Annotated in this window: 12 protein-coding genes and 3 pseudogenes; 3 read left to right on the top strand and 12 right to left on the bottom strand. The window is 68.4% G+C overall.

Features of this window, described 5'->3' with window-relative positions:
- Nucleotides 1-11: 11 nt before the first annotated feature.
- The 3 genes from otsA to bpln_RS29530 form a co-directional block, all read right to left on the bottom strand.
- Nucleotides 12-1,418 (bottom strand): alpha,alpha-trehalose-phosphate synthase (UDP-forming), encoded by a 1,407-nt coding sequence (gene otsA / locus bpln_RS29540; RefSeq protein ID WP_042628675.1) that lies wholly within the window; start codon nt 1,416-1,418, stop codon nt 12-14.
- A 215-nt stretch (nt 1,419-1,633) separates the two neighbouring features.
- Entirely contained in the window at nt 1,634-2,188 is a 555-nt protein-coding gene (locus bpln_RS29535) for a hypothetical protein (protein ID WP_244132109.1), read from the bottom strand.
- 157 nt (nt 2,189-2,345) lie between these two features.
- A complete protein-coding gene (locus bpln_RS29530) occupies nt 2,346-2,804 on the bottom strand; it encodes a zinc-finger-containing protein (RefSeq protein ID WP_055140811.1) in 459 nt (152 codons plus the stop codon).
- Nucleotides 2,805-3,112: 308 nt separating this feature from the next.
- Here bpln_RS29530 and bpln_RS34710 point away from each other — a divergent pair.
- Nucleotides 3,113-3,265, top strand: a pseudogene (locus bpln_RS34710) (slipin family protein); the annotation flags it as partial.
- Nucleotides 3,266-3,649: 384 nt separating this feature from the next.
- On the opposite strand, the pseudogene bpln_RS36350 reads toward bpln_RS34710, so the two are convergent.
- The 4 genes and pseudogenes from bpln_RS36350 to bpln_RS29515 form a co-directional block, all read right to left on the bottom strand.
- Nucleotides 3,650-3,864, bottom strand: a pseudogene (locus tag bpln_RS36350) (IS3 family transposase); the annotation flags it as partial.
- Between the two features lie 559 nt (nt 3,865-4,423).
- Complete coding sequence (locus bpln_RS29525; RefSeq protein ID WP_042628673.1) at nt 4,424-4,627, bottom strand: cold-shock protein; 204 nt, start codon at nt 4,625-4,627, stop codon at nt 4,424-4,426.
- A gap of 408 nt (nt 4,628-5,035) precedes the next feature.
- Nucleotides 5,036-5,317 (bottom strand): hypothetical protein, encoded by a 282-nt coding sequence (locus bpln_RS29520; RefSeq protein WP_063891377.1) that lies wholly within the window; start codon nt 5,315-5,317, stop codon nt 5,036-5,038.
- 251 nt (nt 5,318-5,568) lie between these two features.
- Nucleotides 5,569-5,769: a hypothetical protein gene (locus tag bpln_RS29515; RefSeq protein ID WP_244132108.1), complete on the bottom strand. Its 201-nt coding sequence runs from the start codon at nt 5,767-5,769 to the stop codon at nt 5,569-5,571.
- A 209-nt stretch (nt 5,770-5,978) separates the two neighbouring features.
- On the opposite strand from bpln_RS29515, the pseudogene bpln_RS34700 reads away from it, so the two are divergent.
- A pseudogene (locus bpln_RS34700) lies at nt 5,979-6,215 on the top strand (helix-turn-helix domain-containing protein); the annotation flags it as partial.
- 23 nt (nt 6,216-6,238) lie between these two features.
- Complete coding sequence (locus bpln_RS29510) at nt 6,239-6,967, top strand: MFS transporter (RefSeq protein WP_167352313.1); 729 nt, start codon at nt 6,239-6,241, stop codon at nt 6,965-6,967.
- Between the two features lie 94 nt (nt 6,968-7,061).
- On the opposite strand, the gene bpln_RS29505 is transcribed toward bpln_RS29510, so the two are convergent.
- The 5 genes from bpln_RS29505 to bpln_RS29485 all read right to left on the bottom strand — a co-directional run bounded on the left by bpln_RS29505 (nt 7,062) and on the right by bpln_RS29485 (nt 12,988).
- Nucleotides 7,062-8,978: an acid phosphatase gene (locus bpln_RS29505; protein WP_171907396.1), complete on the bottom strand. Its 1,917-nt coding sequence runs from the start codon at nt 8,976-8,978 to the stop codon at nt 7,062-7,064.
- Nucleotides 8,979-9,548: 570 nt separating this feature from the next.
- Nucleotides 9,549-11,255 (bottom strand): DUF3300 domain-containing protein, encoded by a 1,707-nt coding sequence (locus bpln_RS29500; protein WP_055141268.1) that lies wholly within the window; start codon nt 11,253-11,255, stop codon nt 9,549-9,551.
- A gap of 248 nt (nt 11,256-11,503) precedes the next feature.
- Nucleotides 11,504-11,986, bottom strand: a complete 483-nt coding sequence (locus bpln_RS29495; RefSeq protein WP_055140808.1) for a periplasmic heavy metal sensor — start codon at nt 11,984-11,986, stop codon at nt 11,504-11,506.
- Nucleotides 11,983-12,417 (bottom strand): hypothetical protein, encoded by a 435-nt coding sequence (locus bpln_RS29490; protein ID WP_055140807.1) that lies wholly within the window; start codon nt 12,415-12,417, stop codon nt 11,983-11,985. The genes bpln_RS29495 and bpln_RS29490 overlap by 4 nt, the downstream gene beginning before the upstream one ends.
- A gap of 13 nt (nt 12,418-12,430) precedes the next feature.
- Nucleotides 12,431-12,988, bottom strand: coding sequence for an RNA polymerase sigma factor (locus bpln_RS29485; protein ID WP_055140806.1), 558 nt, complete (start codon nt 12,986-12,988; stop codon nt 12,431-12,433).
- Nucleotide 12,989 lies beyond the last annotated feature (1 nt).

Genomic DNA, 12,989 nt, shown 5'->3' with positions numbered 1-12,989 from the left:
TCGTTACGCCGTCAAACCAGCCCCGCCGGCCGCCGCGTCGGCGGGATCGGCGCGTCGTCGAGCGCGTCGAGGAAGCCGTTGCTCCACCAATGCACGTCGTGCTTGCGGATCTCCTCGAGCAGCGCCGTGTGGCGCCGCACGCGCTCGTCGAGCGGCATCGTCAGCGCGGCGTGGATGGCGCGCGCGGTGCCCTGGATGTCGTAGGGGTTCACGAGCAGCGCGTCGGTCAGCTGCTCGGCGGCGCCGGCGAAGCGCGACAGCACCAGCACGCCCGGGTCCTTCGCGTCCTGCGCGGCGATGAACTCCTTGGCCACCAGGTTCATGCCGTCGCGCAGCGGCGTGACGAGCGCGACGCGGCTCGCGCGGTAGAGGCCCGGCAGCGAGGTGCGATCGAGGCTGCGGTGGATGTAGCGCACCGGCATCCAGTCCAGCTCGCCGTAGTCGCCGTTCACGGAGCCGCACAGCGAATCCATTTCCTGACGCAGCTGGTCGTAGGCGTCCACGTCCTCGCGGCTCGGCGCGGCGATCTGGATCAGCGTCGCGCTCTGGCGCATCTCGGGGTAGCGGTCGAGCATCTCGCGGAACGCCTGCACGCGCTGCGGCAGCCCCTTCGAATAGTCGAGCCGGTCCACGCCGAGCAGCAGCTTGCGGCGCGAATACTCGTCGCGCATCTGCTCGTAGACGTTCAGGCCGTCATCGTCGGTGGCCATCTGCGAGAAGCCGTCCACGTCGATGCCGATCGGGAACGCGCCGACGCGGATCGTGCGGTCGAACGCGCGCAGTCGCTCGCCGTCGATCAGCTGCGCATCGGCCTCGGCCTCGGCGTAGCGTACGAAGTGCGTGACGTCGGTATGCGCCTGGAAGCCGACCAGGTCGTAGGCGAACAGCGAGCGCATCAGCCATTCGTGTTCGGGGATCGCGGCCATGATCTGCGGCGGCGGCACGGGGATGTGCAGGAAGAAGCCGATCCGGTTGCGGCAGCCTTGCGCGCGCAGCTCGGTGGCGAGCGGGATCAGGTGATAGTCGTGGACCCACAGCACGTCGTCGGGCTGCAGCAGCGGGATCAGCTTCTGCGCGAACAGGCGGTTCACGCGGCGGTAGCCGTCGCTGAACTGCACGTCGAAGTTCGCGAGGTCGAGCCGGTAGTGGAACACCGGCCACAGTACGTTGTTCGAGTAGCCGAGGTAGAACGCGTCGTAGTCGCGCTGCGACATGTCGATGGTCGCGAGCTGCATGTTGCCCACTTCGCGCGTCTGCACTTCCTGGGTTGCCGGGTCGGCTTCGGTGAGCTTGCCGCTCCAGCCGAACCAGATGCCGCCGCGCTGCTGCAGACTCTCGTTCAGCGCGACGGCCAGGCCGCCCGGCGCTTCGTTGTCCGGATCGGTGGTGCGGTTCGATACGACGATGAGACGGCCCACAGGTATACCTCCTGATAGCGATGGCGAATGATGGCGCGACCGGCCCGCGGAACACGTCGCGCGGGCGGGCCGGATGAGGCGGGTCGGGCGGAGCGGCCGGCGACGCGGGGGCCGGCACGACGGTGACGGCCGCGGGGTGTGCCGTTACGCTGGCACGGCGTGACACACGATGCATCGCGCCGCGAGCGGACGACGGATGGGCTCAGCGTACACCATCAATAAGGCGCGCGTTTGCGCAAGCAACCGAGCGTCGCATCGGGCACCGTGGTCAGCAGCGTGTGGATCGCGAAGTTCAAATCGGCGCGGGCGAGGTCGAACCAGACGGCCATCCGGTCGCGATGCGCGTCGATATGCGAGACGTAGACGCCGATCGGCGAGCGCAGCAGCGCGCGCCGCTGCCTACCGAGGTAGTCGGCGGTGCCTTCGAGCGTGACGGGCAGCAGCACGCGGGGCGCGCCGTCGCGGGCGGCGGCCATGGCCGGCTTCGACGCGGGCCGGGCGGCGCGCGTCGGGCCGATGGCGACGGCCGGGAGCGGCGCGCGCAGGGCCGGCGCGGCGGAGGCGGACGGGGAGGACGAGGTGGCGGTGCGATGGACGGGCATGACGGAAGCGGCGAGCCGCGGTAACGAACACGCCCCCACGTTACGCGGATGCGCGTAAACGGCCCGCAAAAAAACGGCCGCGCGCAGCAAAGATGCGGTTGCACGGGCGGCGGTCGCGGCGGCGACGAAGCGGCAAGTCGGTGAGGACGCGACGATGGTGCGATGCATCGAAAACGCCGGATCGATCGGTGCGAGGCAGGCGCGGCGGGCCGCGGGAGTCGGTGCCGCGCGCCGACGACTGCGTCATGCAGCAAGCTGCGTGCCTGAAAGATGGGATTGTCGGCGGCTTTTTGGGGGCTGCCTGGGCGCCCGAGATGGCGGTACGTCAGCCTGCCGGATCGGGCGTCTCGCCGCGTTGCCGGTTCGCGAGGAATTCCGCGACCAGCGCGATCGCCGCGCGGCAGGATCCGGCGTCGAAGCTGTGGATCGAGCTGGCCGGATCGAGGCCGAGCTGGATGGCGAGCCAGCGGATGCCGCGCGCGCGGGCCTCGAACGCGTTGCAGCCGTCGCGGCGCACCTTGGCGGCGACGAGCGGTTCGAGCGCCGCGTGCAGGTCCGACTTCGCCTGCCGCAGTTCGGCGTTGGCGAGGCGGCCGAGCGGCACGTGGCGGCGGCTGCGCGGGAACACGCCGATCCAGGCGTCGCAGGGCGGGCAGATCCACAGCTCGCCGTGCTCGTCGCGATACGGATAGGCGGCGTCGCCGAAGCGCGCGAGTTGCGCTTTCGCGCCGCAATAGTCGCAGACGGGTTGAGGCAGGGCGGGAACGGGGCGGCCAACGCGCATGTCGGGGGGATCGGGCGAGCGGGATCGGAGTGGAGCCAGCGCACAGTATACGGATCTCGTCGCGAGGCCCGAACGGGGGAGCGCGGCGCATGCCGCCGGTTCGTGCGCCGCATCATGCCGGCCGCGCGAGTTGGCCGGCTGGTCAGACCTTGCGCTGCGCGTCGCGGCGGCTCGTGTCCGGCTTGCGGCGCGGCGCTTCCACGCCCATACGCGTCATCCGTCTATGCACGCACCGCCGGCCGGCCGCGGACCTTTCCGGCGCAACAAGCGAGGCAGTCACCGCGTTCCGACGAACGAGGACTCATGGCCTCGTCGCCCCGCTTTTCATCATCGCCATCGCGCTGTCCGTAAGGGTTGCCAATGCCTGGGAAAAATTCGTGATTTTGCGGGTCGGAAAACCTCAGAGCGTCAAGGGTGCGGGCTTTTTCATGATCATCCCGATCATCGGCAACATCGTCGCCGGCACTGCCCGAATCGGACGTCGCATGGGTTCGATCTTCCTTGTCCGTCATCTTGATGGCGGGCAAGGCCGCCCTGCAGGGAAGAACTCGAGCCGCATGCATATCGTGCGTGGCGTATCGAATGCGGGGCATTCCCGTGATGGCGGGATTCCATCCGTCTGGCAGCATCCATATATCGGAGGGAAAACATGAAAAAGATCGAATCAAGGACGCGGCCGAGAACGTGAAGGACAAGGTCAACGAGGCGGTGGTCAAGCCCGCGGGCGACTCGACGCAGGAGGTGGCGGGCTCGCGTCGAATCCATACTGTCGCGAGCCGGATCCGGCAAGCCGCGGTGAGGTCGAACCGAGCGCCGTTGGCCTGGCGGTTCGTCTTCGAGCACGCGGAAGGCGGGAGATGGCCGAGAGGCTCCGTCAATCGATGACAATCGAGGCCACCCGTTCCAGGGTTGCCGGTTCGACGGATTCCCGTGTTTTCCGGATGTGGCGATGAATCGGCTCAGCCTTGTACCGGCCGTCGATCGTTTCCGCCAGGGGGGTGTCATGGCTGTCGCCCCGGTTGCCGACCGACGGTTCTATGCGCGCTTCGGCCAGCCTTTCGCCGGGCGCGTTCACCGACACGGTGCCGGGGCGCGGTGCTCGCTTGTCGTGGACGGCAAAGGCGCCTGACGCGACGACGGGTTTGTCGAGCCGGTCTGGCGCAGCATCAAGGACGAAGCAGTTCATTTGCGCGCCTGCGAGCCGGTCAGCCACGCCCGGCGCTCCACCGCCGACTCCATCAGTTGTGCAACCGGAAACGGCCCCATTCGAGCTTGGCGGAGCCGACGCCGGATGAGGCATGCCTCGCGACGCCGCCCGCGATCAACCCGGCAGCATGATTGCCGCGGCCGCTCCACTTAAAAATCTCAGAAAATGGTTCGAACGAGCGAGGTCGCCTCTGCTCGAGCAGCAAAGCTGGATCTGAAGCAGGCGAAATGCGAGAAATGGCGTTGAAGCCAGCGAGAGGAAATGAAGCGCAATGAGGTGTGCGGCGCCCGGTGAACTACCGCATGACAGGACACAGCCAGGGGCGATTGTACCGAGCCCGGAGGGGAGAAAGCGCACCGCGACGGGATCGTGGTGCTTCGGCACCCGTTGCCGGGTGCCGGGTCTTCAACCTTTACAGCGGCTTGATGTTGGCCGCTTGCATGCCCTTCGGGCCGCGCTTCGTTTCAAAGCTGACCTTTTGATTTTCAGCGAGCGTCTTGAAGCCTTCGCCGCTGACTTCGGAGAAGTGAGCGAACAGATCTTCGCCGCCGTTGTCCGGCGTGATGAAGCCAAAACCCTTGCTGTCATTAAACCACTTGACGATACCGGTATCCATGAAAAATCCTTGAGAAAAATAAAAAGAGTCGCCCTGTAAATGGGCATGTGAAGCATCAAGGAGAGAGAGGACAACGAATACCGCCTGAGAAGCGGACAATTGATGAGCAGCACTCGAACTTCTTGAACTTCAGGTATCACGGTATCCGCCAGGCGCTGCCCCCGTCAATACTTATCTTGTAACGGCTTCACCGGAGGAAGCGAAGTAACACGGCCTGGCTGCGCGCCGCCCCGAAAACTCGGATGGCAGGGTCATCTGCTGCGTTCAGCCGTGCCCGGTGGGTCGGGTCAGCAAGGCGAACCGACGGATGCTTCAAGTCGATCCGCTCGACCTCATGGTCTTTACGAAACCGTATATGACAAAAAGCGTTGCCCGTGGTTATTTCTTCTGGCGCACTCGCCGCAGGGACTATGCACGAATATGGTGATGCCCGTATTGAATCTCGCCCGGTGTATCCGTGAAGGGATCGAGGATCATGTCGACCACGGCTTGCCCGGCGATACGCCCGACGACGAGGGCCCGACGCCCGGCAAATGGCCCGTCGTGAACCATCATCCGCTTTCCGGTTACGGCAATACCCTCGAACTTGTTTGCTATTTCTACGTAGTACCAAACATCGACCTTCTTCGCTGTCGAAGGCTTCGTATATATGTGAATTTCGAAGCCTCGGTAATCGATCGTCTTTTTCATGTGAGCCTCCGTCAGGCTGGAGAGAATGAAGTCCCGCACACGGACGAAGCGTCAATGAGTGTGGCGCGCATCGCGCGGCGTCCTGCTCGTCAGACCTCGAGCGCGGGGATGGTCATGATGGACTCCTGATGGGGTGACTGACGTCAAGATTCGAGGACTCGGTGGCGCTACACCGCTGCGAGCAGGTCACGATCCGCTTCTCGCGGGTTCGATGATCGCGGCGCGGGCGATGTCAAGGGCAGGACGCGTGATCAGCGCGGCTGGCAGGCCATCCCCCAGCGCTTTCTGGATTCGGCGATCCGCTGCTTCGTCGTCCGAAGTCGTTCGCGAGCGCCGGGCGGCGCGCCCGTCGGTTTGTCAGGGGCAGCGGGCATGCCGTCGTCCGTCGCGCTGTCCTGCTCGTACTTGTGGCGCTGTTGTCTGGCGTTGTCCCTGTGCTTGGCGGTATTCATGTGCCGGCTCCCGTGAGTTCGATGCTCGTGCTTGCGGCGATGGCAGCCGTGCATGCACGATGACTCAGCATGGCTGGGTGCAGAGGGAAAGTCGGTACGATGGCGCGCAGTGCTGGTGCCGGTCACGTCGAACGGCTGGCCGCGCCGTGCGCGTGCGGCGCAAGGCCGTGCCCGCGTCTCGCCGGGGCCCTGGCTGAACGACGTGCTTCATGTCCGATGGGCCGGATGCAACGGATTGGCGCAAAAATCGACCGATTCGAGCGCCGCGTGCACGAATCGACACCATGCACCGACGCGTCGGCACCGAGCGACCCTTTTCGCCGGCCGGTGAGACCATTGGCAAGAACTTCGAGATATCCGATTTGCGCGCCTTCGTCGCGACCGCCGACCTGGGCAGCCTTCGTGCCGCCGCGGACACGTTGCCTCTTTCGGCGTCGGCGCTGTCGCGCCGCATCGAGAAGCGTGGTCGTTGCTGCGCGGCGCGACCGGCCTCGCCACCGGTTTCGGCTCGCTGCTGGCGATCCGCACGCTCTTCGGCATGGCCGAGGGACCGCTCGCGACCACGATCAACAAGATGGTCAATGACGGGTTCCCTCACAAGGAGTCGGCCGCCGCCTTCGGTTTCGCCCATCGCGGACCGCCGCTGGGCGGCGCGCCGGCGGGGCCGGTGGTCGGCCTGTTGACGGCCGCGTATGGCTGGCGCGTCGCGTTCGCGGGCGTGGCGTGCTTCGGGCTGATATGGCTGATCTTCTGGCACTTCCTGGCCGCCGACAGGCCGCATCAGCATCCGCGCGTCTCGGGCGACGAGCGCCGCGTGATCGAATCCGACCACCGCGTTTCCGAAGATCCCGCCAACGTGCAGCGGCTCGGGTTCTACCTGAAGCAGCCCGCCATTCTCGCGGCGATGATTTCGTCCTTCGGCTATCGCGACATCCTTTTCTTCTTTCTCGCGTGGTTCCCGAGCTTCCCCACGATGGACCGCCACCTGAGCCTGAAAAGCATGCGCCTCGCGACGGTTCTCCCCTGGCTGCCGGGCTTCGTCGGCTGCGGCCGGGCGGGATATGGCCGAGGGGTTCCATCGATCGATGGTGATCGAACCCGGCCACCCGCTGTCGTCTGGCGCTCGAATGGAGGAGCCGCCTGCCGGTCGCTTGCAGGCACGACGGGTCGATTCGAGCGCGTCGCCCACGGCACGTGAATGCGCACGCTCGCGCTCGCGGGCTGGCCCGGGGGCACCCGCGCCGTCCGGCGAATGCCGGATCGGCTGCGGGAAGCGAAGGCCGGGCCGGTGTTCAGCCGTCGATGCGGATCTGTACCCCGGACGTGCCGTACAGCGGCGTCGCCTTGTGGCCGTCGACCGTCACGGCGTCGAAGCGGCCCGCGAAGCTGCCGCTATCGATGAGGTTGATCGTATCGCCGGGCTTGGGAGCGTAGCCTTGCGTGAACTTCACGTGCAGGGTGCCGCCGACGATCGCGACGGGGCCTCCCACCGCGACGCGGCCGGCGTCACCGGTGCCGCGATCGAGTTCGAGCGTGCTGCCCGAGAGCTGCGTGAACCGGCCTGCAATGACCGCCCGAGACGCCGCCGCGATCGCCACCGTGCCCCCGCCCAGATAGACGTCGCCGTTGCCGAACGCGTTCGGTGCCGCGGCTGCCAGCGTGCCGCCCGTCACCTGGGTGCCGCCGCCATACGTGTTGTTGCCCGCCAGCGTCAGGGTGCCGGTGCCGGCGAAGCTGAGCTTGCCGCTGCCGCCGATGTCGTTGCGCCAGGTATCGGACGCACTGAAGCCGCCCTTGGACGCATCCATCGAGATCGCCACGTTGCCGTTGAACTGGCCGTAGCCGTCGGCGGCCGAGAACAGGTTCAGCCTGCCCCATCCTTCGGCGTCGTCCAGCACCGGATAGCCCGACGGCAGTGCCGTGGTCTTCAGCACGACGCGGCGCTGGTCCGCGCTCAGGTACGGCAGGCGCGTCTCGAGCAGCGCCTCGGCGCCCTTGGGCACCACGGCGGGGGCGGTTGCCGGGTTGATCTGGCCGAACCCGAAGGTCAGGCGGCGCAGGAAGTTCGCCTTGTTGGTCGCGTAGTCCGCGAAGCGGTCGCTCGAGGCGGGCGCCGAATGGGCGAGGGCGGGCAAGCTTGCTGCGTTCGTGTTGGTCGCGGCGTACAGCGCGGTGTGCGCCTGGGCGAACGCCGTCGCCTTCAGCGCGGCGTTGGCGGGGTCCGCGAGGTTGGCGGCCACCGCGGCCTCGCCCAGGATGCGCCCGCCGATCACGTCGAGCGGCGAGTGCATGCCGGCCAGAATCCGGTTCTCGCCGAGTTCGAGGCCGCGGGCCAGCATTTCCTGGAACCGCTCCGGCACGACGTAAGCCATGGCGATGGCGTCGCGCATGGCCTCGGCCGAGTGACCGCTGGGGAATCCGCCGTCGGTGGCCGGCGTGGTGCTTTCGGCCGGCACCAGCGCAGGGACCACGACCACGCTCGTGCTCCAGCGGAACGGCCGTTCGTATTTGTAGAAGCGCTTGGCCGGCTCCGTCGATGCGTTGTTGCCCATCGCGTTGACGAAATCCACCACGCTGCCGAAGGTCGTGTTGGCCGTGCCGCCCACGCCGGTGTTGTTGCCGCTGTCGTTGTAGAGCGTGGTGGTGGCGTCCGCCGGAATCGAGGTGATGGACGTGGTTTGCTGGGCCGCGTTGCGCCATGCCGTCGTCAGGGGGCCCATGCCGTCGGTGACGCTGTAGCCCTTGCCGCGGCGGTCGTCGTAGTAGGCGGCGTCGGCCTGCGCGGCGGAGCGCGTGGTGGTGGCGGAGACCACGTACTGCACGTTGGCGCCGAGCACCGCCGGATTCAGCGCCGTGCCGTTGGGCGTGCCGTCGGTGGGCAGGCCCGTCCAGGTCGAGGCCACCACCGCCGGGAAGCCACCCGCCGCCGGCGCGCTCACCCCCGCGTCGACGATATCGGTGAGCGGCTGCCAGAGGGCGCGGAAGCCGGCCAGCACGCGAACCCCGGCATTGGTGCTCATCGTGGCATAGCGGGCATCGCCGCGCTGGTTGGTATAGGCGGTGTCGACGAAGGCCGTCACCGACGGCACCGGCGCGCTGTCGGTAAAGCCCGGGTCGGCGGGCGGCGCGGGCACCTGCGAGACCACCGCGGGCGATGGATTGCCGGTGTTGTCGTCGCCGCCGCCGCAGGCGGCCAGCAGGAACGACATCGAGATGGCGGAGGCGATGCCATGGAGACGGACGAAACGAGGCACGGACGCGAACACTTGAGTGTTTCCCTGTATTTTTTCGGAGACTGAACCATACGTTTGTTTTGTTACAGGCTTACGTCGAGATTGACGCGTGCGGGGAATCGTCGACCGAGCCGAGCGCGAGGTTTGCGGCAAGCGTTGCCCCGAGCCGGGACGTGGTTTGTCATGAAACGGAAACGCTTTTCGACCAGGGGGAGGATGGCGAGGCCGAAACCAGCCGGGCCGGGCGCGCCGCCGGCCGACGCGATCCGGCAAGCCGGCAGGTCGGAACAGGCGTCCCGTCGATGGAGCAGGCACGACGCCGGTGCGCCGTTCGGCGGGGGACGCGCGCCGAGGTCGTGGCGGGAAGGGGCCGCGCGGCCGAAGAGGCTGGTGGCCCGAGCGGCCGTTGCGCGGCGGGCGCGTGAACCCGCGTTAATTCGAAGCGCCGGGCGACGCCGACGCTTGCGTAACGGCGTGGCGCGGGGGATGACGGCGAGAGCCGGCCTCGTCCGGCTCTCGATGCGTTGACGCCAGCCCGGCTGCCGGTCAGCGATGCTCCCGCTGCTCGTGCTGCTGCGGATGCGGCGCCGGATGTTGAGGATGCGGCTGCGGCGCATGCTGCGCATGTTGGGCCGGGTGGGGCTGCGGTGCCGGGCGCGGTGCCTCGTGCTGCTGCGGCGGAGGCGCTTCGTGCTGCTGCTGGAAGGCCTCGTGCTGCTGGGGCGGCGCCTCGTGCTGCCGAGGCGGCGCTTCGGCCTCGGGCGCGTGCTGCGGCTCGGCCTGCTGGCGCATCGGCATGCCCGGCATCTCGCGCATCCCGTTCTCGTGGTTCGGGCCGTGCATCTCCCCGGCCGGCGGGTGCGGCACGCTCTCCTGCGCGCGGCCCTCGACGGGCGGATGCGCGCCCGGCGCGTTGCGCTCGGCATGCATCTCGGCGCCCGGATGCGAAGCACCCGGGCCGGCGTGCGCGGCGAACTCGTTCGGGCGGTTCTCGCCCGGATGCGGCCCGGGTCGCTCGCCGGGCCGCGCATCGTTGGCGCCGAAATGCGGCATCGACATCGCCGACGGGACCGGATGCGGCGCGCCGGGATTCTCGCGCGCGGCCTGCTGCTCGCGCATCTGTTGCGCGTGCATCTGCTGCGCGGCGGCCATGCCGGCCGGCGGCGCGCCGCGATTGATCAGGTTGCCGACGCGGTTGGTGGTGTTGCCGTAGTTGTTGGTGACGTTGTTCGTGATCCGGGTGTTATGGATGGTGTTGACGTTGTTGATCACGGTGGTCGACTTCGAGATATAGGTGGTGTGGTTGTACACCACCGCCGGCCGCTGCCAGTTGCCCCAGGCCGGGCCGCCCGGATGCGGCGCGCCCCAGTTCACGCCCCACGAGTGCCAGCCCCAGTCGTGATGGCTGAACAGCGCGCCGACCGCGATCCCCACGCCGAACGACAGCACGCCCGCCGTCACCACCGCGCCGGTGTCGTAGCTCGGCCGGTAGACGTAACCGGGGTAGACCACCGGCGCGCCGTACACCACGGCCGGATTGTAGGTGGGCACGTAGACGGTGTCGGGCTGGGCCGGTTCGATCACGATGGTCTGCGGCGGCGGCGGCACGATCGGCGGGCCTTCGTAGATCGCCGGGCCGCTCGGCGCCGGCGTATAGGACGACGGCGGCGCGGCCTGCGTGACCTGGCTCACGTGCAGCTTGCTGCCCGAGCTGAGGTGCCCGGCCTTCTGCGCGCGCTGGCGCATCACCTGGATCGCGTTCAGCACGTCGTTCGGATCGTGGAAATAGGCCTGGCCGAGCGCGGTGGTCCACGCGATGTTGCCGGCCATCTGCGAGAGCACGGCGGGGAACGCGGTCAGTGCCTTGACCGACGGATCCCAGGGCTGCGCATCGGCGGCCGCGGTCAGGTCGGCGCCCTTGAGCGTCGGATTCTGGCCGATCCAGGTGTTGGCGGCCGTGATCTGGTCGGGATAGGTCGAGCCGGCCAGCACCAGGGCCACCAGCTTGTCGGGGAACAGCGCGATCGGCGCGACCATCTGATAGAGCTGGTCGGCGCTCGGCGGCGTGTAGGCAGCCGGTGCCGGCTGCGTGTCCGGGGCGGCCGGCGCGCTCGCGGCGCTGGCCGCCCCGGCCGCGGGCGGCGTGTCGTCGCTTTGCTTGTTGCAGGCGGCGAGGCCCAGCAGGGCGATCACGAGCGAGGACGCGACGAGCGCGCGGACGGGGTGGTGACGAGGCGGCAGGGTACGTTTCATGATCTTGTGCGTGTCGTTCATCAGGGGAGCTCAAGACTTGCATCAGCGGTGCGGTGTGGAACCGGCACGATTCGGCATGCTTCGCTTGATCAGCTTCGCGCCGTGGAAGACGGCATCCGGTTACGGCGTGCTTGCCATGCCGAGCTGACGGAAATGAAAGCTCGGCGCGGCGGTCACACTCACAGTAACGGCTCCTGGCGAAGCTTCGTGGACGAGGGCCCGCCCGGTTTGTGTAACAGTCTGTGCGATCAATGCGAAGTCTGCGCCGTCGAGGCCGGCGCCGGCAGCTGGAACGAGCCGCGCCGCTGCAGGCCTTGGGCCAGGCCCGCGCGTTCCGCGGGCGGCAGCGCCTCGGCAAAGCCGACGATGCTCTCCTCCAGGCGGCGGCGCTGCTCGAAGTCGGCCTCGCGCGTGCGGGCCAGCGCCGCTTCGATCGCGGCGCGATCGAAGCCGGGCGCCACCAGCAGTTGCGCCACGCTGCGCCGGCCGTCCCGGGCTGCCTGCGCGAGCGGCTTCGCTTCCTGACGCTGGGCCTTGAGCATTGCCGCGAAGGCCTGCTTGTACGCCGCCGGCAAGCCGTCCGCGGCGAAGCGCAGATTGCGGTTGCGCTGCGCGACGATCGCGTGCTCGTCGCCGAGCCAGCGATACAGCGCGCCGCCGATCCCGCCCAGCAGGAAGACGTTGAAGACCAGCGACAGCACCAGCAGCGTCCGGCATGACGGCCATCTCATTCGTTCTCCTTACTGGATGTCGGCAGATCGAAAGCATTCTCGCGGAAGGTGCCCGCGTCATAAGGCGAACCCGGCGCGGGGTGGCCGGGCGGCATGGTCATCAGCATCGACATCAGCATGAAGCCGGCGGTGCAGCCGGCTGCCGCGATACCGACCAGGCCCGCACCCGACCACCACGGATGACGCGTGATCCAGCGCGGCGGCCGGCGCGGGAACGAAGCGAGTACACGGCGCCGCAGGGTCTCGCCGGGCGGCGGCGCGTCGGCCGCGTCGAGCAGCGCGTCGAGCAGGCGAGCCGGCGCGAGCGTGTCGCGCAGCGCGTCGCCGAGCGCGTCGGCGTGGCGCGAGGCGGCTTCGCGGCGCGGCGCCGGCCAGCGCCGCGGGTTCGCGCCGTACCGGTCGATCAGATCGTGAAACTCGTCGGCAGTCATCGTGCGGACTCCTTCATGCCTGGATGTCAAGCAGGCGCTGGCGCAGCGATTTGCGGGCGCGCGCCAGCAGGCTTTCGACCGCCTCGACGCTGAGTGCCATCGCCGTGGCCGCCTCGGCATTGCCCAGTTCCTGGTAGTAGGTCAGCACCAGGGCCTCGCGCTGGCGCACGGGCAGCGTGGCCAGCGCGTCCTGCACGCGCTCGCGCAGCGATTTCGCGAGCCACAGCGCCACGGGCGTCGGGCCGGTATCGGCCTGCAGGCCCGGGTCGAGCGCGTCCGTCTCCCGGCGGCGCGAGCGCAGCTCGAGCCGGTCATGGCAGACGTTGAGCGCGATGCGATGCAGCCAGGTATCGACCCGCGCGCGCTCCTCGCGCCACGAGCGCGCGTACTTCCACACGCGCACGAATACTTCCTGCGCGACGTCCTCGGCTTCCGCCGCGTCGCCGAGCATGCGATAGGCGAGCGCGACGATGCGGTGCAGCTTGCGTGTCACCAGCGCGGCTGCCGCCTTGTCGTCGCCCTGCGCGATTCGCCCGATCAGTGCCGCGTCCGGGTCGGTCTTGAAGAACACG

This window comes from Burkholderia plantarii, from assembly GCF_001411805.1.
Taxonomy (GTDB): domain Bacteria; phylum Pseudomonadota; class Gammaproteobacteria; order Burkholderiales; family Burkholderiaceae; genus Burkholderia; species Burkholderia plantarii.
Note: the sequence above shows the minus strand (reverse complement) of the source record. Positions and strands in the feature narration are given on the sequence as shown.